Origin of the sequence: Pseudothauera lacus (assembly GCF_003034845.1) — a bacterium.
GTDB lineage: Bacteria > Pseudomonadota > Gammaproteobacteria > Burkholderiales > Rhodocyclaceae > Pseudothauera > Pseudothauera lacus.
Window position 1 is genome coordinate 51,530 of sequence record NZ_PZKC01000009.1, and the last position, 18,275, is coordinate 69,804.

Genomic DNA, 18,275 nt, shown 5'->3' on the forward strand with positions numbered 1-18,275 from the left:
CTCAGCCGAGCACCAGCACCGCGTCGGCCTCAACCTCGGCACCACGCGGCAGCGCCTTCACCCCTACCGCGGCACGCGCCGGATAGGGGGCGCTGAAATAGCGCGCCATGATCTCGTTGACGGTGGCGAAGTTGCCCAGATCGGTGAGGTAGAGGTTGAGCTTGACGATGTCGGCGAGGGTGCCGCCGGCAGCTTCGGCGACCGCCTTGAGGTTCTCGAAGACGCGCACGGTCTGGGCTTCGAAACCGTCGGCGAGCTGCATGCTCGCCGGATCGAGCCCGATCTGCCCGGACAGGTACACGGTGTCGCCGGCGCGCACGGCCTGCGAATAGGTGCCGATGGCCGCGGGCGCGGCCGGCGTGGAGATGATCGAACGGCTCATGAAACGACCTGTGGATGGGGAATGGAGATGCCCGGAGGCGCTCAGTCGCCGGCGCGCAGGGTGATATCGCAGCCGACCTTGGTGAACACCTTCTGCAGCCCGCGGCGGCCGGCGGCATTGATCACCACCGGGGCCATGAAGTTGGCACGCAGCCCGGCGGTGGTCGGCGAACCGGCATCGCTGCCGTCCTTGCGCACGATCACGGTGACCAGTGCATCCTCGGGCTTGGCAAGGCCGAGCAGGGCGGACTCCTCGTCGCTGAGGGCGAATTCGTAATGGATGCCCAGCGTCGCCGGATCGGCAAGGGAGAAGGCGACATCGGGGTCATCGGCACTCTGCAGCACCAGCACCGCGACCTCGGAGCCTTCCTCGTGCACCAGCGCGAAACGCTTGCACTGTTCGAAACCCGGCAGGCCGGCGGGGAAATCGATGATCTTGTCCTCGCTGACCTCGAAAGTGCCGAACTCGGTGCTGTCGATCTTCATGCCTGCTCTCCTCACTGTGGATGATGAACTGATGTCTGCAACTATAGCAGCCCGCCGCACCGCGGCCGGACTTCTCAAGGCGCACGCGGGGTGACGACGATGCCGACACCTTCGCCGGCGGCGCGCAGGGCGGCCTGCTGGGCCTCGGCCTCGCTGCGCTCGGCGAAGGGGCCGAGCACCACGCGCGTCTCCAGGCGGGCCTCGAAGCCGGCACTGCGCAGACGCGCCTGCAGGCGTTCGGCATTCTCACGCGCTCCGAACACGCCCAGCTGCAGGACGTGAGCGCCAGCACCGCCGGCCAGCGCCACCGGCACTTCGACGACCTCGTGCACCTCCAGCGGCGGCAGCGCCGGCGTCTCCGCCACCGGGGCCGGCGCCGGTGGCGCGGCAGGTACTGCGACAGGCACCTCAACGGCGACAGGCGCAGGCGCCTCTTCGTCGCCGCCGGCCAGCCACAGCAGCGCGCCGATCAGCAGCGCGGCAACGCCCGCCAACGCGGCACGGCGCAGCGGCCTGGCCGTCCGCGCGGATCCTTCCTCCCGGAGCGCACTCATCCTTCCCCTCCCCTGTCGTCACGGCGCGTCATCGAGCGCACCAGCTCGGCCTCCGACACCGAGATGCCACAACGATCGGCGATTGCCGCGGCGTCATAGTCGCGCCGGGCCAGCACCAGCGCCTCGTTGTACTCCGGCGACACGCCGTGCCCGGCCTGCAGGCCCTCGACCTGCTCGCGCAGGGCCTGCACCTGCTCGTTGAGGGCGATCACCTCCTGGCGCCGGGCCTGCTCCTCGGCCTGCAGGCGAAGGACGTCACGGCGCAGCTGCTGGACGTCGAGTTCGAGCTGGAAGCTCTCCGCCGCCGCGGGGGCCTTCTCCGCCGCGGCAGGCGGCCCGTCCTCGGCCGGCGCGGCACGCAAGGCCGGTGCGTAGTCGAAGCCATCGTCGTCCGCGCTGTCCTCTGCGCTGCCGGCCTCGTCCGGCAGCGCCCGCCGTGCGGCCGCGGCGGCGCGGCGTTCGCGCAGCGCCAGCAGGAGCTGCCAGACGATGTAGGCCAGCAGGATCAGCACCACCGGGACCAGCAGCACGCGCAGATTCATGGCCTCAGCCTCCTGCCCTGGCAAGGGCCTGGTCGAGATCCCAGAGGATGTCTTCGATGCTCTCGATGCCGACCGACAGGCGCACCATGTCGGGCGGTACACCGGCGGCACACTGGGCCTCGGCGGAGAGCTGACGGTGGGTGGTGGACGCGGGGTGGATCACCAGGCTGCGGGCATCACCGACATTGGCGAGGTGACTGAACATCTGCAGCGCAGCGATGAAGCGTTCGCCCGCCGGCTGGCCGCCCCGGATGCCGAAGCTGAGGATGCCCCCGGCACCGCGCGGCAGGTAGCGCGCAGCCAGGGCGGCATCTGCGCTGCCCGCCAGGCCGGGGTATCGGACCCACGCCACCGCCGCGTGCTGCTGCAGGAACTCCGCCACCGCACGTGCATTGGCGACATGACGGTCCATGCGCACGTGCAGGGTCTCGAGCCCCTGCAGGAGCATGAAGGCGTTGAACGGCGAAAGCGCCTGGCCGAAGGTGCGCAGGGTCTCCATGCGTGCCTTCATGGTGAACGCGAAGTCGCCGAAGGTCTCGAAGAAGCGTACGCCGTGATAGCCGTCGGAAGCTTCGACCATGTGCGGGAAGCGCCCGTTGTCCCACGGGAAACGCCCGCTCTCGACCACCACGCCGCCCAGCGTGGTGCCGTGACCGCCGATGTACTTGGTCGCCGAATGGACGACGATGTCGGCGCCATGCTCGAACGGCCGGCACAGGTAGGGCGTGGCCAGCGTGCTGTCGACGATCAGCGGCACGCCGGCGGCATGGGCGACCTCGGCGAGCGCGCCGATATCGAGCACATTGAGTCCGGGGTTGCCGATGATCTCGCCATAGACGGCGCGGGTGCGCTCATTGATCGCCGCGGCGAAAGCCGCGGGGTCGTCGGCATCGACGAAATGGGTGACGATGCCGAGGCGGCGCAGCGAGACGTCGAGCTGGGAATAGCTGCCGCCGTACAGGGTGCGCGCGGCCACGATCTCGTCGCCGGCGCGGCACAGGGTGAGCAGTGCGGTCATCTGCGCCGCCAGCCCGGAGGCGGTGGCAAGTGCTGCACGCCCGCCTTCGAGCGCCGCCATGCGCTCCTCGAAGACCGCCACGGTGGGATTGGAGATGCGCGAATAGACGTTGCCGAAGGTCGCCAGATTGAACAGCGACGCAGCATGCTCGGGAGAATCGAAGACGAAGGAGGTGGTCTGGTGGATGGGCACCGCGCGCGCACCGGTCACCGCATCGGGCTGCTGGCCGGCATGCAGGCAGAGCGATTCGATACCGTAGCGGTGATCGGGCATGGGAGCTCGGGCATTGAGAATGGATTGCGGGGATAATAACGGCGCCCTTCCCCGACCACAATGCAGATGCGCTGACCGTGATGAGCTTCGACCCCGCCACCGTGCTGTTCTGGAGCAAGAAACTGCTCGCCGCGGCCATCCTGCCGCCACTCGGACCGCTGCTGCTGATCGCCTTCGGCCTGCTGCTCTGGCAGCGCCGCCCGCGCAGCGCGCGGGTGCTGGCCTGGGGCGGGCTGCTGCTGGCACTGGCCCTGTCAACGCCGGTCACCGTCGGCCTCGCACTGCGCCCGCTGGAGCCGCCACGCGCGGTGAGCACGGACGAACTGGCACGCGCCCAGGCCATCGTCGTCCTCGGCGGCGGCAAGCGCAGCTACGGCCCCGAGTTCGGTGGCGAGACGCTCAATCACCACAGTCTGGAACGGGTGCGCTACGGCGCCTGGCTGGCGCGCCGCAGCGGCCTGCCGGTCCTGGTCAGCGGCGGCGCGCCGACCGGCAAGGTGCCCGAAGCAAGCTTGATGGAACAGGCCCTGGTGGACGAGTTCGGTGTCGACGTGCGGTGGACGGAAACCGCCTCCCGCGACACCCGTGAGAACGCCCGCCACTCAGCGGTGTTGCTGCGTGCCGCCGGCATCGAGCGCATCGCCCTGATCACCCATGCGGCGCACATGGCACGCAGTCGAGCGGAGTTCGAGGCCGCCGGCGTCGAGGTCATCGCCGCACCGACGGCCTGGCTCGGTGGTGCCGGCGAACCGCCCCACGCGCTCGACTTCCTCCCAGGCGCGGGAGCCGCCCACGCCGGCTGGTTCGCCACTCACGAATGGCTGGGGCGGCTGGCCTACCGCATCAGCCGCTGAGCGCCTGTGCAGGAATCATCGCGAGCACGCCCGGTGCCGCTCAGCTACCGCGGAAAACCGCCTTGCGCTTGTCGAGAAAGGCGCTCACCCCTTCGGCGAAGTCGGCGGTGGCCGCGCAGCGCGCGAAGGCTTCCGCTTCGGCCTGCAACTGCGGCCCCAGCGGCAGCTCCCCGGCGCTGCCCAGCAGGCGCTTGATTTCCGCGTAGGCGTGGCGCGGACCAGCCTGCAGGCGGGCCACCAGCGCGGCACATCCGGCGTCCAGCGCATCGTCGGCAAGCACCCGGTTGACCAGCCCCAGACGCAGCGCTTCGGCGGCATCGAAGCGTTCGCCAAGGAGCAGCAACTCGGCCGCCTTGCGTCGCCCCAGCGTGCGCGACAGCAGCCATGACACCCCGCCATCGCCGGACAGCGCAATCGCCGCATAGGCGGTGGTAAACACCGTGGTGTCGGCGCAGATCGCCATGTCGCAACCCAGCACCAGCGACAGCCCAAAGCCGGCGCAGGCCCCACGCACGCGCGCAATCACCGGCTGCGGCAGGGCCTGCAGGGCATGCACGGAGGGGTTGATGTGCAGTTCGATCATGCGCTGGAACACCGCACGGCGCTCCTCGGCGGGGAGACCGAGATGACGTGCAAAGTCCCGCAGATCGCCACCGGCCATGAAATGGTCGCCCGCGCCGGTGAGTACCACCACCTCGACACCTTCCGCCGCCGCCAGCCGGCGTACGGCCTCGCCGAGGTCCTCCATCATCTCCAGCGACAGCGCATTGAGCGCCGCCGGCCGGTTGAGGGTAAGGGTGGCAACACCCTTGTCGATGTTCAGCAGTACCGTACCGGCCATTCCTTTCTCCTTGTCCGTGCCACCCCGGACGGCCGGCACGGCGACAAAAATAAGCCCCGGCCGGGCCGCGCGCAAGGCACGGCACCTGACCGGGGTTGTTCCTGCGTGGGCAGGGCGGTGGCGGAAATCAGCCGCCGAAGTCGTCGAGCATGATGTTCTCGCGCTCCACACCGAGATCGAGCAGCATCTTGATCACCGCGGCGTTCATCATCGGGGGGCCGCACATGTAGAACTCGCAGTCCTCGGGGGCCGGATGGTCCTTGAGGTAGTTGTCGTACAGCACGTTGTGGATGAAACCGGTGTAGCCGGTCCAGTTGTCTTCCGGCAGCGGATCGGAGAGCGCCAGGTGCCACTTGAAGTTGGGATTCTCTTCCTGCAGCTTGTTGAACTCTTCGACGTAGAAAGCCTCGCGCATCGAGCGCGCGCCATACCAGAAGGTGATCTTGCGCTTGCTGCTGAGACGCTTCAACTGGTCGAAGATGTGCGAGCGCATCGGCGCCATGCCGGCACCGCCGCCGATGAAGACCATTTCGTGGTCGGTATCGCGCGCGAAGAACTCGCCGAAGGGACCGTACACGGTGACCTTGTCGCCCGGCTTGAGGCCGAACACCCAGCTCGACATCTTGCCCGGCGGGATGTCGTCGCGACCCGGCGGGGGCGAGGCGACGCGGATGTTGAACTTCACCACGCCCTTCTCTTCCGGATAGTTGGCCATCGAGTAGGCGCGGATGGTGGTTTCGTCCACCTTGGAGACGAAGCGCCACATGTTGAACTTGTCCCAGTCGCCGCGGTACTCCTCCTGGATGTCGAAGTCCTTGTAGTTCACCACGTGCGGCGGGCATTCGAGCTGCACGTAGCCGCCGGCGCGGAAGTCCACGTTCTCGCCTTCGGGCAGGCGCAGGGTGAGTTCCTTGATGAAGGTGGCGACGTTGGGGTTGGACTCCACCGTGCATTCCCACTTCTTCACCCCGAACACTTCCTCGGGGACCTCGACCACCATGTTCTGCTTGACCGGGGTCTGGCAGGACAGGCGCCAGCCTTCACCGGCCTCGCGCTTGGTGAAATGCGACTCTTCGGTGGGCAGCATGGAACCGCCACCGTCCTTGACCACGCACTTGCACTGCGCGCAGGTGCCGCCGCCGCCGCACGCGGAGGGCAGGAAGAGGCCGTTTTCGGCCAGCGTCTGGAGCAGCTTGCCGCCGGCCGGGACGGTGAGCTTGTGCTCGCCATTGATGTCGATGGTGACGTCGCCGCTGGCCACCAGCTTGGAACGGGCAAACAGGATGACCAGCGCCAGGAGCAGGACCGTGGCGGTGAACATGCCGATGCCGAGTACGATTTCCGGATTCATCTTGTCATTGCCTCCTTACAGCTGCACGCCCGAGAAGGACATGAAGCCCAGCGACATCAGGCCGATGGTGATGAAAGTGATGCCCAGGCCCTGCAGGCCTTCCGGCACGTCGCTGTACTTGAGCTTCTCGCGGATGGCGGCCAGCAGGGCGATCGCCAGACCCCAGGAGAAGCCCGAGCCCATGCCATACACCACCGATTCGCTGAAGGTGTAGTCGCGCTCGACCATGAACAGCACGCCACCCATGATCGCGCAGTTCACCGTGATCAGCGGCAGGAACACACCCAGCGCGTTGTAGAGGCTGGGCACGTACTTGTCGAGCAGCATCTCGAGGATCTGCACGGTGGCGGCGATGATGCCGATGAAGGAGAGCAGGCCGATGAAGGACAGATCGACATCGGGCAGGCCGGCCCAGGCCAGCGCACCGTCGGCGAGGAAGGTATGGAAGACCAGGTTGTTGAGCGGCACGGTGATGGTCTGCACCACCACCACGGCAACGCCCAGACCAATGGCGGTTTCGACCTTCTTGGAGATGGCGATGAAGGTACACATCCCCAGGAAGAAGGCCAGCGCCATGTTCTCGACGAACACCGCACGGACGAAGAGGCTCAGATAGTGTTCCATCAGAAGGCCTCCTTGGTGACCTGCGGGGCCATCTTGAACTGGTTCTTCTCGACCTGGCCCTTCTTCCACTCACGCAGGCCCCAGATCAGGAAACCGATCAGGAAGAAGGCGGAGGGCGGCAGCAGCAGCAGGCCGTTGGGCTGATACCAGCCACCGTCGGTAACCAGCGGCAGCACGGGAGCACCGAACAGCTTGCCGGCGCCGAACAGCTCGCGCACCACACCGACCGCAATCAGCACCGCGCTGTAGCCCAGACCGTTGCCGATGCCGTCGAGGAAGGACAGCATCGGCGGGTTCTGCATGGCAAAGCCTTCCGCACGGCCCATGACGATGCAGTTGGTGATGATCAGGCCGACGAACACCGAGAGCTGCTTGGACAGGCTGTAAGCAAACGCCTTCAGGGTCTGATCCACCACGATCACCAGCGAAGCGATGATCACCACCTGGACGATCATGCGGATCGAGCTGGGGATCTGGCTGCGGATCAGCGACACGAAGAGGCTGGAAAAGCCGCACACCAGGGTCAGCGCAATCGACATCACCAGCGCGGTGTTGAGGTTGGTGGTCACCGCCAGCGCCGAACAGATGCCGAGCATCTGCAGCGCGATGGGGTTGTTGTTGAAGAGCGGATTGAGCAGGACTTCTTTGGGAGTGAGCTTGGACATGATCAAGACTCCTTGGAACGCAGCCTGGCGAGGAAGGGGCCGAAGCCCTGCTCACCGAGCCAGAAATGCAGCAGGTTGTTGACCCCGTTGCTGGTCAGCGTGGCGCCGGCCAGGCCGTCGACCTGGTAGTCCACCATCGTGCTCTGCGGGTCCACCGTACCCTTGACCACCTGCACGACCAGTTCGCCGCGCTCGTCATAGAGCTGCTTGCCGACCCACTGGCTGCGCCAGCGCGGATTGTCGACCTCGCCACCCAGGCCGGGCGTTTCGGCGTGCTCGTAGAAGCCAAGGCCGGCGACGGTATTGAGATCGCCCTTGATGGCAAGGAAGCCATGCAGGGTGGACCACAGACCGTAACCGCGGATGGGCAGGATCAGGGTGTCGATACCGCCGTCGGGCGACTCGATCAGATACACCGTGGTGAATTGCTCGCGGCGCTTGATCGAGGCGATGTCCTCGCGCTTGGGCAGGACCACCGACAGTTGCGGATCCTTGGCGGACTTCAGGGCGTCGAAGCTGGTGGCGTCGAAGCGGTCGCTGAACTCGCCGCTCTGCAGGTCAACCAGGCGGGCCTGGATGGTGGTGCCGAACAGCTCGCGCAGTTCGCGCGCACTCAGTTCGGCACCGCCGATACCGGCGATGGCGGCGATGCTGCGCTGCTTGTCGAGCAGGCGGTTCTCGGTCTGCAGCGGCTTCAGCGATACCGCTGCGCCGGCCACGAACACCGAGCTCACCAGGCTGACGGCGAGCGCCACCGCCAGCGTGCGGGATGTGGATTCCTTATTGGACATTGCGCGCGAGCCTCCGCTTGATGTTGGCCGCAACCACGAAATGGTCGATCAGGGGGGCACACAGGTTGGCCAGCAGGATGGCCAGCATCATGCCCTCGGGGAAGGCCGGATTGACCACCCGGATGAGGACCACCATGATGCCGATCAGCGCCCCGAAGACCCACTTGCCGGTGCTGGTCATCGATGCCGATACCGGATCGGTGGCCATGAAGATCATCCCGAAGGCGAAGCCGCCGACCACCAGATGCCAGTACCACGGCATCGCGAACATCGGATTGGTGTCCGAGCCGATGAGATTGAGCAGCAGGCTCATCCCCACCATGCCCAGCATCACCCCGGCGACGATGCGCCAGGCGGCGATCTTGGTGAGCAGCAGCACCGCACCGCCGATGAGGATGGCCAGCGTGCTGACCTCGCCCACCGAACCATGCAGGGTGCCGACGAAGGCATCCATCCAGCTCAGCCCGGAAGCGGCGATCGCCTCCATGCCGCCGGCGGCCACCAGACCCAGCGGGGTGGCGCCGGTGAAGCCGTCGACCGCGGTCCACACGGCATCGCCGGAGATCTGCGCCGGGTAGGCGAAGAACAGGAAGGCGCGGCCGGTGAGTGCGGGGTTGAGGAAGTTCTTGCCGGTGCCGCCGAACACTTCCTTGCCGACCACGACGCCGAAGCTGATCCCCAGCGCCACCTGCCACAGCGGGATGGAGGGCGGGCAGATCAGCGCGAACAGCACCGAGGTGACGAAGAAGCCTTCATTGACCTCATGCTTGCGCACCGAGGCGAAGAGCACCTCCCAGAAACCGCCGACCACGAAGGTCACCAGGTAGATGGGCAGGAAGTAGGCCGCACCGTGGATGAAGTTGTCCCACAGGCTGCCCGGGTTGAAGCCCGCGAACAGGCTGATCAGCGCGATGCGCCAGTCGGTCTGCGCCGCCAGCAGGTCGGGATTGACCGCGTAGATGCTGTTGGCCTGGTAGCCGATGTTCCACATGCCGAAGAACATCGCCGGGAAGGTGCACAGCCACACCGTGATCATCATGCGCTTGAGGTCGAGACCGTCGCGCACGTGAGCGGTGGTACGGGTGACACTGGCCGGGCGGTAGAAGAAGGTGTCGGCCGCTTCGTAGAGCGCGTACCACTTTTCGTACCTGCCGCCCTTCTCGAAGTGATGCTCGATGCCGTCGAGGAATTTGCGTACGCCCATCGATCAGCCCTCCTTCTCGATGCGGGTGAGGTTATTGCGCAGGATGGGGCCGTACTCGTACTTGCCGGCGCACACGTAGGTGCACAGCGCGAGGTCTTCCTCGTCCAGCTCCAGGCAGCCGAGCTTCTGCGCCATCTCGGTATCACCGACGATGATGGAACGCAGCAGCTGGGTGGCGAGGATGTCGAGCGGCATCACCTCCTCGTAGTTGCCCACCGGCACCATGGCGCGCGGGCTGCCGTTGGTGGTGGTGGTGAAGTCGAGGAGCTTGTTGCCGGCGAGCTTGGAGACGAAGATGTTGAGCACGGAGTGCTTGTTCACCCCGGCACGCATGTAGTGCATGAACTCGCGGTGGTCGCCTTCAAGCAGACAGGAAGCCTGCAGGTGGTAACGCCCGAGGTAGGCAAAGGCGCCGCGCGCGGTGCGCCCGCCGAACACCGAACCGGAGATCACCCGGTTCTTGCCGTACTTCAGCTCACCGGCGGTGAGTTCGTCGAGATTCGCACCCAGGCGGGTCACCACCAGGCGCGGCTTGTCGACCACCGGACCGCCGAGGGCGACCACGCGTTCGGTCCACAGCTGGCCGGTGGCAAACAGCTTGCCCACGGCAATGACGTCCTGGTAGTTGATCTGCCACACCGTCTTGGTGGCGCTGACCGGATCGAGGAAGTGGATGTGGGTGCCCGGCAGGCCCGCCGGGTGGGGGCCGCCGAAACGCTCGAAGCGCACGTTGGCCAGCCCCTCGCCGGGAACCTCACCACGCTCGCCGGCGCACACGAAGAGCGGCGCGATGCGCGCCAGCACCTTCAGGCCACGGATGAAATCGCCACGGTAGGCGGCGATGATCACCGCCGGGTCGGCGGCCAGCGGGTGGGTGTCCACCGCGGTGACGAAGATCGACGCCGGCTTCGCATCGACTGCCGGCACCTTGCTGTAGGGGCGCGTACGCAGCGCGGTCCACAGCCCGGACTGCTGCAGGTTGTCGCGCACCTGCTGGTCGGCAAGCTGCTCGATGGCGGCATCGTCGTAACGCGCAAACTGCTCGGCGTCATCGCCTTCGATGTCGATCACCACCGACTGCAGCACGCGGCGTTCGCCGCGGTTGATGGCACTGACCACACCGGCGGCCGGTGCGGTGAAATTGACGCCGGGCGTTTTCTTGTCGGAAAACAGCACCTGGCCGAGTTTGACCCGATCACCGACCTGCACCGCCATCGTGGGCTTCATACCGTGATAGTCGAAGCCGACGACAGCCACGCTGCGTACCGGGCGTCCTGCCTCGATGCGCTGCGCGGGTGCGCCGGTGATGGGCAGGTCGAGTCCGCGTTTGATTTTTATCATCGCTTAGCCCAATCACTGATGGAAACCGCAGGAAAGGCCGCCCCCCAAAGACGACCCGCGGCCGCAAGCCCCGTTTCCGGACCCTGCTGCACCGCCCCCCTGCACGAGAAAACCGCAGAATTATAGAAGACCTGCGCCGCCCTGGCACACGGCGAACACCGATTTTCGCCTGCCAGCGGTTTCCAGAATGACCCGCAGACGCTACATAAGAATCTGATTAATAACGCCGGAACCCAACGCCGGCGAGAGCTTCCGGCTAGGGCGCGGGGGTTCTGGCGAGCTTCTCGCGGTAGTGCGCCCGGGTTGCGCAATAGACTGTCTTTTCCAGCTCGACGTGCACCCGGCCGTGGCCGTCGCGCAGTTCGACGCGGAAGACGCGCTCGGCCTCGCCACGCTCGCGCAGTTCCTCACGCACGCCGGCAACGGTGGTCTCGTCGATGTGGAAGTCGGCGTAGAGGTGGCTGCGCCCGGGGCGGCGGTGGCGGATCTGCCCGGCCTTGTCCCACACCACCACGTCGTGGTCGAGCTGAAGGGCAAGAAGCATCGCGAACATCGGGTCGGTGGCGGCGTACATCGCCCCGCCGAAGATCGCCCCGGCGGGATTCACCGTACGCCAGGAGTGGCGCAGCATCACCCGGATGCTGCGCAGGTCGCGCGCCACATGCACCACCCGCCCGCCGCTGGCGCGGTAGGACGGATAGAGATTGAAGCCGACACGCAGTACCGCCGCGCGCAGGCGCGGCGGTACGCGGTCGAGCAGTTTCGGCCGCACGGACGGCTCAGACGCGCTCGAACACCCCGGCCGCACCCATCCCGGTGCCGATGCACATGCTGATCAGGCCGTAGCGCAGGCCCGGGTCGCGCTGCATGGCGGCCATCAGCGTGGCGGCACGGATCGCCCCGGTGGCTCCGAGCGGGTGACCGAGCGCAATCGCGCCACCGAGCGGGTTCACCCGCGCCGGGTCCATGTCGAGCTGGCGCATCACCGCCAGCGCTTGCGCGGCGAAGGCTTCGTTGAGCTCACTCCAGCCGATGTCGCCGAGCTGCACGCCGGCCGCGGCGAGCGCGCGCGGGATGGCCTCCACCGGACCGATGCCCATCACCTCGGGCGGCACACCGGCCACCGCGAAGGACGCGAAACGCGCGATCGGCGTGGCCTTGTAGCGCTTCAGCGCGGCTTCCGACATCAGCAGCACGGCGCCGGCGCCGTCGGACATCTGCGAGCTGTTGCCGGCGGTCACCGAACCGCGCGCGGCGAACACCGGGCGCAGCTTGGCGAGACTCTCCGGTGTGGCGTCGGCGCGCGGCCCCTCGTCGTGCTCACAGAGGCGCTCGACCACCCGCACCGTGCCGCCTTCGCCGGGCAGGTGGACGCGCACGCTGTAGGGCGTGATCTCATCGGCAAACTGCCCGCTGGCGATCGCCGCGCAGGCGCGGCGGTGCGACTCCAGCGCGAAGGCGTCCTGATCGTCGCGGCTGACCTGCCATTTCGCCGCCACCTTCTCGGCGGTCAGGCCCATGCCGTAGGCGATGGCGACGTTCTCGGCCTTGTCGAAGATCGCCGGGTTGAGGCTGACCTTGTTGCCCATGATCTGCGGCATCGCGCTCATCGACTCGGTGCCGGCGGCGATCATCACGTCGGCCTCGCCAAGGCGGATGCGGTTGGCGGCATCGGCCACCGCCTGCAGCCCGGAGGCGCAGAAGCGGTTGATGGTGATCCCCGGCACACGGTCCGGCAGACCGGCCAGCAAGAGGCCGATGCGCGCCACGTTCATGCCCTGCTCGGCTTCCGGCATGGCGCAGCCGACCACCACGTCGCCAATCTCGGCGGCGTCCAGCCCCGGCACCTTGCCGACCACCGCGCGCAGCACGTGGGCCAGCATGTCGTCCGGGCGTACGTGGCGGAACATGCCGTTGCGCTTGGACACCGGCGTGCGGGTGGCGGCAACGATGTAGGCGTCCTGAATCTGCTTGCTCATCTGTGTTGTCTCCTTTCAGGCAGCGCGCGCTCAGTTGCGCAGCGGCTTGCCGGTTTCCAGCATGTGCACGATGCGCTGCTGGGTCTTGTCGTTCTTCAGCAGCTCGACGAACTGCGCGCGCTCGACGTCGAGGATCCACTGCTCGGAGACCCGCGCATTGGTGTCCACCTCGCCGCCGCACAGCGCGATGGCGGCGGCCTTGGCGACACGGTAGTCGTGCGCCGAGATGAAACCGCCTTCCATCATGTTCACCAGCATCATTTCGCAGGTGGCCACGCCGTTGCGCCCGGCCACCACGACCTGGCGCTCAACCAGCGGCGCTCGCCAGCCGGCCTCGGCCAGGGCGCGGGCGCGGCGGATCGCCACGTAGAGCAGTTCGTGGGCGTTGAACAGCACGTCGTCCCCCGCTTTGGCAAAGCCGAGCTGCACGGCCTCCAGCGCGCTCTTCGCCACGGTAGCCATGGCAATGGTCTGGAAGGCGGTCTGCACGTAGGGGAAGGCGTCGCCGCCGGCCGCGCGCTGCGCCAGGCGATGGGCCTGCAGGGCGAACTCCTTGCTGCCGCCGCCGGCCGGGATAAGGCCGACACCCACTTCCACCAGGCCGATGTAGCTCTCCAGCGCCATCACGCGGTGCGCCGCATGCATGGCGAACTCGCAGCCGCCGCCCAGCGCCATGCCCTGCACTGCCGCAACCACCGGCACCTGGGCGTGCTTGAGGGTCATCGAGGCCTGCTGGAACTTGGCCACCGTCTTCTCCAGCATGTCGAACTGGCCGGCCTGGCAGGCCGCGGCCACCTGCTGCAGATTGGCGCCCACGGCAAAGGGCGCCTCGTGCCACAGCACCACGCCGTCCAGATCGCGCTCGGCGCGCGCCACGGCCTCGATCAGGCCGTCGAGCACCTCGTCGCCGATGGCATGCATCTTCGACTTGAAGGACAGGATGCCGATGCGGGCATCCTGGTCAGGACGCACCCACAGGCGCACCCCGTCGTTCTCCCACAGGGTGTCACCGCGTGCGCGCGGCGCCTCACCCATGACCTGCTCGGGGTAGAGCTGGCGCTCATACACCGGCAACGCGGAGCGCGCCTTCAGCGCATCGTCCGCGGCGCTGTAGGAGCCGGCGGCCTCATGCACGCCGGCACGCTGGAACACCCAGGCCGGCAGCGGCGCAGTGGCCATTGCGCGCCCGGCATCGATGTCCGCGCGCACCATTTCGGCGACCTCGCGCCAACCGGCGGCCTGCCAGGTCTCGAACGGCCCCTGCGCCCAGCCGAAGCCCCAGCGCATTGCCAGATCGAGGTCGCGGGCGTTGTCGGCGATCGCCCCCAGATGCACCGCGCAGTAGTGGAAGACGTCGCGGAAGATGGACCACAGGAACTGCGCCTGCGGATGCGGGCTGGCGGCCAGACGGGCGAACTTCTCCCGCGGGTCGCGCAGCTTGAGGATCTCGTCCACCTCGGGCGCCACCTCACCAGCGCTGGCGCGGTAGTCCTGCTGCGCCAGGTCGAGCACCATGATCTGCTTGCCTTCCTTGCGGAAGATGCCGGCGCGGGTTTTCTGACCCAGCGCGCCCTTGGCGATCAGCGCCTGCAACCACGCGGGCGTTGCGAAATGCGCATGCCAGGGATCGTCCGGCAGGGTGGCCTGCATGGTGCCGACCACGTGCGCCAGGGTGTCCAGGCCGACCACGTCGGCGGTGCGGTAGGTGGCGCTCTTGGGGCGGCCGATGCGCGGCCCGGTGAGCGCGTCCACCTCGTCGAAGCCCAGCCCGAGGCGGGCGGTGTGGTGCATCACGGCGAGGATGGAGAACACGCCGACGCGGTTGGCGACGAAGTTGGGGGTGTCCTTGGCGCGCACGATGCCCTTGCCCAGGCGACTGGTGAGCCAGGTCTCCAGCGCATCGAGCATGGACGCATCGCTGTCGCGGGTAGCGATCAGCTCGACCAGCGGCATGTAGCGCGGCGGGTTGAAGAAGTGGATGCCGCAGAAGCGCCCGCGCAGTGCCGCCGGCATGCCTTCGGCGAGCGCGTTGATCGACAGCCCCGAGGTGTTGGAGGCGAAGATCGCGTCCGCACGGATGTAGGGCGCGACCTTGGCGTAGAGGTCGAGCTTCCACTCCATCTTCTCGGCGATGGCCTCGATGATCAGGTCGCAGTCGCGCAACTGTTCGAGGTCGCTGCCGTAGTTGGCCGCATCGATGAAGGCCAGGCGGTCGCGGGTGGCGAGCGGGGCGGGGTCGAGCTTCTTCAGCGCGGCGAGCGCGCGGTCGACCACGGCATTGGGCTTGCCGTCCTGCGCCGGCAGGTCGAAGAGCACCACCGGCACGTCGGCACTGGCGCAATGGGCGGCGATCTGCGCGCCCATGACGCCGGCGCCAAGCACGGCGACCTTGCGGATATTCAGTCTGTTCACGAACTCCTCCTCATTTAATGGGGGGCGCACTGCGGTGGCGCGCCCCGTTCAGGCCAATCGACAGCCCACCGTTCACGCGAAGCGCTCACGCAGCGCGCGCTTGTTGATCTTGCCGACGCTGGTGCGGTCCAGTGCGTCGATGAAAAGCACCTTCTCCGGCACCGCAAACTTGGACAGATGGCCGGCCGCCACCGAACGCGTGACGTGTTCGCACACCGCGGCCGCATCGAGCGTCGCACCGGGCTTGACGACCACCAGCGCGGCAGGACGCTCGCCCCACTTCTCGTCGGCGATGCCGATCACCGCCACCTCGGCGACGCCCGGGCAACGCGCGATGACATCCTCGATCTCCAGCGACGACACCCACTCACCGCCAGTCTTGATCACGTCCTTGATGCGGTCGGTGACCTGCAGGTAACCACGCGCATCGATGTGGCCGATGTCCTGGGTGTGCAGCCAGCCCTGCTCCCAGAGGTGCTCGGAAGCCTCGGGATTGTTGAGGTAGCCCTGCGTCAGCCAGGGCGCGCGCACCACCACTTCACCCACGGCACGGCCGTCGCGCGGCTGTGGCTGCATGTTGCCATCCACGGTGCGCAGATCGACGAGGGGGATGGGCCGGCCGGTCTTGGTACGCAGATCGACGTTGGGCGCACTGAGGTCGGCGTCGACGGGCAACTGGGCGAGGGTGAGGATGGGGCAGGTCTCCGACATCCCGTAGCCGGTGAATACATCGATGCCGCGCGCCAGCGCGGCTTCGGCGAGGCTGCCGGGAAGGGCCGAGCCGCCGATGATCATCTTCCAACCCGAGAGGTCGACCTCGCGCCCGGCCGGCGCATGCAGGAGCATCATCAGGATGGTCGGCACGCAGTGCGACAGGGTGACGCCCTCGGCGACCTTCAGGCGCAGCAGATGGTCGGGGATGTAACGCCCCGGATAGACCTGCTTGACCCCGGCCATGGTCGCCACATAGGGCACGCCCCAGGCGTGAACGTGGAACATCGGCGTGATCGGCATGTAGACGTCACCGCGGTGCAGGCGCCCCTGCACCGGGGACAGTCCCAGCGCGGCACTGACCGCGAGGGTATGCAGGACAAGCTGGCGGTGGCTGAAGTACACGCCCTTGGGCAAGCCGGTGGTGCCGGTGGTGTAGAAGGTGGTGGCGCGGGTGTTCTCGTCGAAATCGGGGAAGTCGAAATCGGCACTGCAGCCCGCGAGCAAGGCTTCGTACTCGCCGGCAAAGCCTTCCGGTAGCGCCTGCGCATCGTCGCTCAAGAGCACCAGGCAGCGCACGCCATCGAGCTGATCGCGGATCTGTGCGAGCAGCGGCAGGAACTCGGCGTTCACCAGCAGCACGCTGGCGCCGGCGTGGTTGAGGGTATAGACGATCTGCTCGGGTGAGAGGCGGATGTTCACCGTCTGCAGCACCGCGCCGTACATCGGTACCGCAAAGAAGGCTTCGAGATAGCGGTGGCTGTCCCAGTCCATCACCGCCACGGTATCACCCTGCGCCACGCCCAGTTCGCCGAGCAGGCTGCCGAAGCGGCCGATGCGCTCGAACAGATCCGCGTAGCGCATGCGCAGGCGGTCGGAATAGACGATCTCCTGCTCCAGCGCGAACGCCTTCGGGGCGTGCAGCAACTGCTTGATGAGCAACGGATAGCTGTAGGCGGACGGCGTGACGGCGATGTTGTGGCTCTTCATGGCGCTCCCTTTCATTGTCCAGTGCATGGTGGCAGAGCCCTCGGCGCGCACCCTGCACGCGACACCCGTACAGCGGACGGGGACGGTCGAGGCCCGGATTTGAACAGTCGTTCAAATCCGTCCGCGATTATAGCCCCGTATCCATTTCTCATGTCAGCGCCTCCTCAGCCCGCCGGCGGCGCCTTGAAGCCGGCAACGATGAAGGGGGTCAGCCGGCGCAGCACGGCTTCGGCGTCGCCCGCTTCCTTGAGGTCGCAGATCTCCGTCATGCGCATCACGTCCTTGCCGGCCATGGCGTAGGCGACGATGCCGACGAAGAAGTACATCCGCCAGACCACATCGGCTTCCGGCAGCGCCGGCAGGGCGCGCATGAAAGCCTGCCGATAGCGGTCGATGACCTCGGCGTACTCGGCCGGAAAGAAGGCTTCGGTGCCCGGACCGGGCTCGTAGAAGGCGCGCCCGATGAGCTGCTTGAACACCGCACCGGGAATGCCGTCACTGCGCGTCAGGCGCAGTGCCGAGGTGATGAAGGCCTCCACCAGCACCTCGATCGACAGCGCCGCACCGGCGCTTTCGGCTTCCAGACGGTCGAGGTAGTTCACCCGGGCATTGCCGGGCTGGCCGAGCGCGCGCTGGTAGACGGCCTCCATCAGCCCCTGCTTGGAGCCGAAGTGGTAATGCGCCAGCGCCACCGGCACGCCCGCCCGCCCGGTGATCATGCGGATCGAGGTGGCGGCATAACCGCGCTCGGTAAACAGGTGCTCGGCGGCGTCAAGGATGCGGGTCCGCGCATCGCTGCGCTCGACGCCTGCGGCCGCTGCGGCCTGCGCTGAAGAGGCGCTCATGGCTCACCGAGGACGCGCTTGCGCCCCTTGTCGTCGACCGCCACGTAGGTCAGGCGGGCCTCGGTGACCTTCACCACCACCGGGTTCTCGGGGTCGCGCTCGGCATACACCTCGACATCCACGGTCACCGAGGTGCGCCCCACGGACGCCACCTCGGCGTAGAAGCTGACCAGATCGCCCACCGACACCGGCTGCTTGAACAGGAAGGAATTCACCGCGATGGTGGCCACCCGGCACTTGGCACGGCGGCGGGCGGGAATGGCGCCGGCAATGTCGACCATCGCCATGATCCAGCCGCCGAAGACATCCCCGGCAGGATTGAGGTCGGCGGGCATGGGCATCACGCGCAGCGCGGGTTGCTTGTGTTCGGGCAGACGGGTGGGGTCGGGGGTGGTGCTCATGCGGATCTCCGG

19 protein-coding genes are annotated in these 18,275 nt (G+C 67.4%); 1 reads left to right on the plus strand and 18 read right to left on the minus strand.

Annotated elements, in window-relative coordinates; translation table 11 throughout:
- Position 1: 1 nt before the first annotated feature.
- The 5 genes from C8261_RS11645 to C8261_RS11665 form a co-directional block, all read right to left on the minus strand.
- Positions 2–382, minus strand: a complete 381-nt coding sequence (locus tag C8261_RS11645) for a RidA family protein (protein WP_107493893.1) — start codon at positions 380–382, stop codon at positions 2–4.
- A 41-nt stretch (positions 383–423) separates the two neighbouring features.
- Entirely contained in the window at positions 424–867 is a 444-nt protein-coding gene (gene fliW, locus C8261_RS11650; RefSeq protein WP_107493894.1) for a flagellar assembly protein FliW, read from the minus strand.
- Positions 868–941: 74 nt separating this feature from the next.
- Positions 942–1,421 carry an SPOR domain-containing protein gene (locus C8261_RS11655; protein ID WP_107493895.1) on the minus strand — a complete coding sequence of 160 codons (480 nt, stop codon included), beginning with the start codon at positions 1,419–1,421 and terminating at the stop codon, positions 942–944.
- Positions 1,418–1,963, minus strand: coding sequence for a DUF2802 domain-containing protein (locus tag C8261_RS11660; RefSeq protein WP_107493896.1), 546 nt, complete (start codon positions 1,961–1,963; stop codon positions 1,418–1,420). The genes C8261_RS11655 and C8261_RS11660 overlap by 4 nt, the downstream gene beginning before the upstream one ends.
- A 4-nt stretch (positions 1,964–1,967) precedes the next feature.
- Positions 1,968–3,254: an O-acetylhomoserine aminocarboxypropyltransferase/cysteine synthase family protein gene (locus C8261_RS11665; RefSeq protein WP_107493897.1), complete on the minus strand. Its 1,287-nt coding sequence runs from the start codon at positions 3,252–3,254 to the stop codon at positions 1,968–1,970.
- An 80-nt stretch (positions 3,255–3,334) separates the two neighbouring features.
- Between C8261_RS11665 and C8261_RS11670 the strand changes: the two genes are divergently transcribed.
- Positions 3,335–4,108 carry a YdcF family protein gene (locus C8261_RS11670; RefSeq protein WP_107493898.1) on the plus strand — a complete coding sequence of 258 codons (774 nt, stop codon included), beginning with the start codon at positions 3,335–3,337 and terminating at the stop codon, positions 4,106–4,108.
- 40 nt (positions 4,109–4,148) lie between these two features.
- On the opposite strand, the gene C8261_RS11675 is transcribed toward C8261_RS11670, so the two are convergent.
- The 13 genes from C8261_RS11675 to C8261_RS11735 form a co-directional block, all read right to left on the minus strand.
- The gene (locus tag C8261_RS11675) at positions 4,149–4,949 is read right to left on the minus strand and encodes an enoyl-CoA hydratase/isomerase family protein (RefSeq protein ID WP_107493899.1); all 801 of its coding nucleotides are present in this window, start codon (positions 4,947–4,949) and stop codon (positions 4,149–4,151) included.
- Positions 4,950–5,076: 127 nt separating this feature from the next.
- Positions 5,077–6,300: an NADH:ubiquinone reductase (Na(+)-transporting) subunit F gene (gene nqrF / locus C8261_RS11680; protein WP_107493900.1), complete on the minus strand. Its 1,224-nt coding sequence runs from the start codon at positions 6,298–6,300 to the stop codon at positions 5,077–5,079.
- Between the two features lie 15 nt (positions 6,301–6,315).
- Positions 6,316–6,924 carry an NADH:ubiquinone reductase (Na(+)-transporting) subunit E gene (gene nqrE / locus C8261_RS11685; RefSeq protein ID WP_107493901.1) on the minus strand — a complete coding sequence of 203 codons (609 nt, stop codon included), beginning with the start codon at positions 6,922–6,924 and terminating at the stop codon, positions 6,316–6,318.
- A complete protein-coding gene (locus C8261_RS11690) occupies positions 6,924–7,589 on the minus strand; it encodes an NADH:ubiquinone reductase (Na(+)-transporting) subunit D (RefSeq protein WP_107493902.1) in 666 nt (221 codons plus the stop codon). The genes nqrE and C8261_RS11690 overlap by 1 nt, the downstream gene beginning before the upstream one ends.
- A 2-nt stretch (positions 7,590–7,591) precedes the next feature.
- Positions 7,592–8,380, minus strand: coding sequence for a Na(+)-translocating NADH-quinone reductase subunit C (locus C8261_RS11695; RefSeq protein ID WP_107493903.1), 789 nt, complete (start codon positions 8,378–8,380; stop codon positions 7,592–7,594).
- On the minus strand, positions 8,370–9,584 hold the full coding sequence (locus C8261_RS11700; RefSeq protein WP_107493904.1) for an NADH:ubiquinone reductase (Na(+)-transporting) subunit B: 1,215 nt from the start codon (positions 9,582–9,584) through the stop codon (positions 8,370–8,372). Before C8261_RS11700 ends, C8261_RS11695 begins: the two co-directional genes overlap by 11 nt.
- 3 nt (positions 9,585–9,587) lie before the next feature.
- Complete coding sequence (locus tag C8261_RS11705) at positions 9,588–10,925, minus strand: Na(+)-translocating NADH-quinone reductase subunit A (RefSeq protein ID WP_107493905.1); 1,338 nt, start codon at positions 10,923–10,925, stop codon at positions 9,588–9,590.
- A gap of 256 nt (positions 10,926–11,181) precedes the next feature.
- Positions 11,182–11,697, minus strand: coding sequence for a DUF4442 domain-containing protein (locus tag C8261_RS11710; protein ID WP_107493906.1), 516 nt, complete (start codon positions 11,695–11,697; stop codon positions 11,182–11,184).
- Positions 11,698–11,704: 7 nt separating this feature from the next.
- The gene (locus C8261_RS11715; RefSeq protein ID WP_107493907.1) at positions 11,705–12,904 is read right to left on the minus strand and encodes an acetyl-CoA C-acyltransferase; all 1,200 of its coding nucleotides are present in this window, start codon (positions 12,902–12,904) and stop codon (positions 11,705–11,707) included.
- Positions 12,905–12,934: 30 nt separating this feature from the next.
- Positions 12,935–15,316, minus strand: a complete 2,382-nt coding sequence (locus C8261_RS11720; protein WP_107493908.1) for a 3-hydroxyacyl-CoA dehydrogenase/enoyl-CoA hydratase family protein — start codon at positions 15,314–15,316, stop codon at positions 12,935–12,937.
- A gap of 72 nt (positions 15,317–15,388) precedes the next feature.
- Positions 15,389–17,017 (minus strand): fatty acid--CoA ligase, encoded by a 1,629-nt coding sequence (locus C8261_RS11725; RefSeq protein WP_107493909.1) that lies wholly within the window; start codon positions 17,015–17,017, stop codon positions 15,389–15,391.
- Positions 17,018–17,181: 164 nt separating this feature from the next.
- Entirely contained in the window at positions 17,182–17,862 is a 681-nt protein-coding gene (locus C8261_RS11730; protein WP_107493910.1) for a TetR/AcrR family transcriptional regulator, read from the minus strand.
- Positions 17,859–18,263 (minus strand): acyl-CoA thioesterase, encoded by a 405-nt coding sequence (locus C8261_RS11735; protein ID WP_107493911.1) that lies wholly within the window; start codon positions 18,261–18,263, stop codon positions 17,859–17,861. The genes C8261_RS11730 and C8261_RS11735 overlap by 4 nt, the downstream gene beginning before the upstream one ends.
- Positions 18,264–18,275: the final 12 nt, after the last annotated feature.

Bases quoted from the DNA above. Each gene is read 5' to 3' on its own strand.
- C8261_RS11675 (WP_107493899.1), bottom strand. From the start codon at position 4,949: ATGGCCGGTACGGTACTGCTGAACATCGACAAGGGTGTTGCCACCCTT.
- C8261_RS11730 (WP_107493910.1), bottom strand. From the start codon at position 17,862: ATGAGCGCCTCTTCAGCGCAGGCCGCAGCGGCCGCAGGCGTCGAGCGC.
- nqrE (WP_107493901.1), bottom strand. From the start codon at position 6,924: ATGGAACACTATCTGAGCCTCTTCGTCCGTGCGGTGTTCGTCGAGAAC.
- C8261_RS11670 (WP_107493898.1), top strand. From the start codon at position 3,335: ATGAGCTTCGACCCCGCCACCGTGCTGTTCTGGAGCAAGAAACTGCTC.
- C8261_RS11660 (WP_107493896.1), bottom strand. From the start codon at position 1,963: ATGAATCTGCGCGTGCTGCTGGTCCCGGTGGTGCTGATCCTGCTGGCC.
- C8261_RS11700 (WP_107493904.1), bottom strand. From the start codon at position 9,584: ATGGGCGTACGCAAATTCCTCGACGGCATCGAGCATCACTTCGAGAAG.
- C8261_RS11735 (WP_107493911.1), bottom strand. From the start codon at position 18,263: ATGAGCACCACCCCCGACCCCACCCGTCTGCCCGAACACAAGCAACCC.
- C8261_RS11705 (WP_107493905.1), bottom strand. From the start codon at position 10,925: ATGATAAAAATCAAACGCGGACTCGACCTGCCCATCACCGGCGCACCC.
- C8261_RS11725 (WP_107493909.1), bottom strand. From the start codon at position 17,017: ATGAAGAGCCACAACATCGCCGTCACGCCGTCCGCCTACAGCTATCCG.
- C8261_RS11715 (WP_107493907.1), bottom strand. From the start codon at position 12,904: ATGAGCAAGCAGATTCAGGACGCCTACATCGTTGCCGCCACCCGCACG.
- C8261_RS11695 (WP_107493903.1), bottom strand. From the start codon at position 8,380: ATGTCCAATAAGGAATCCACATCCCGCACGCTGGCGGTGGCGCTCGCC.
- C8261_RS11645 (WP_107493893.1), bottom strand. From the start codon at position 382: ATGAGCCGTTCGATCATCTCCACGCCGGCCGCGCCCGCGGCCATCGGC.
- nqrF (WP_107493900.1), bottom strand. From the start codon at position 6,300: ATGAATCCGGAAATCGTACTCGGCATCGGCATGTTCACCGCCACGGTC.
- C8261_RS11665 (WP_107493897.1), bottom strand. From the start codon at position 3,254: ATGCCCGATCACCGCTACGGTATCGAATCGCTCTGCCTGCATGCCGGC.
- fliW (WP_107493894.1), bottom strand. From the start codon at position 867: ATGAAGATCGACAGCACCGAGTTCGGCACTTTCGAGGTCAGCGAGGAC.
- C8261_RS11655 (WP_107493895.1), bottom strand. From the start codon at position 1,421: ATGAGTGCGCTCCGGGAGGAAGGATCCGCGCGGACGGCCAGGCCGCTG.
- C8261_RS11690 (WP_107493902.1), bottom strand. From the start codon at position 7,589: ATGTCCAAGCTCACTCCCAAAGAAGTCCTGCTCAATCCGCTCTTCAAC.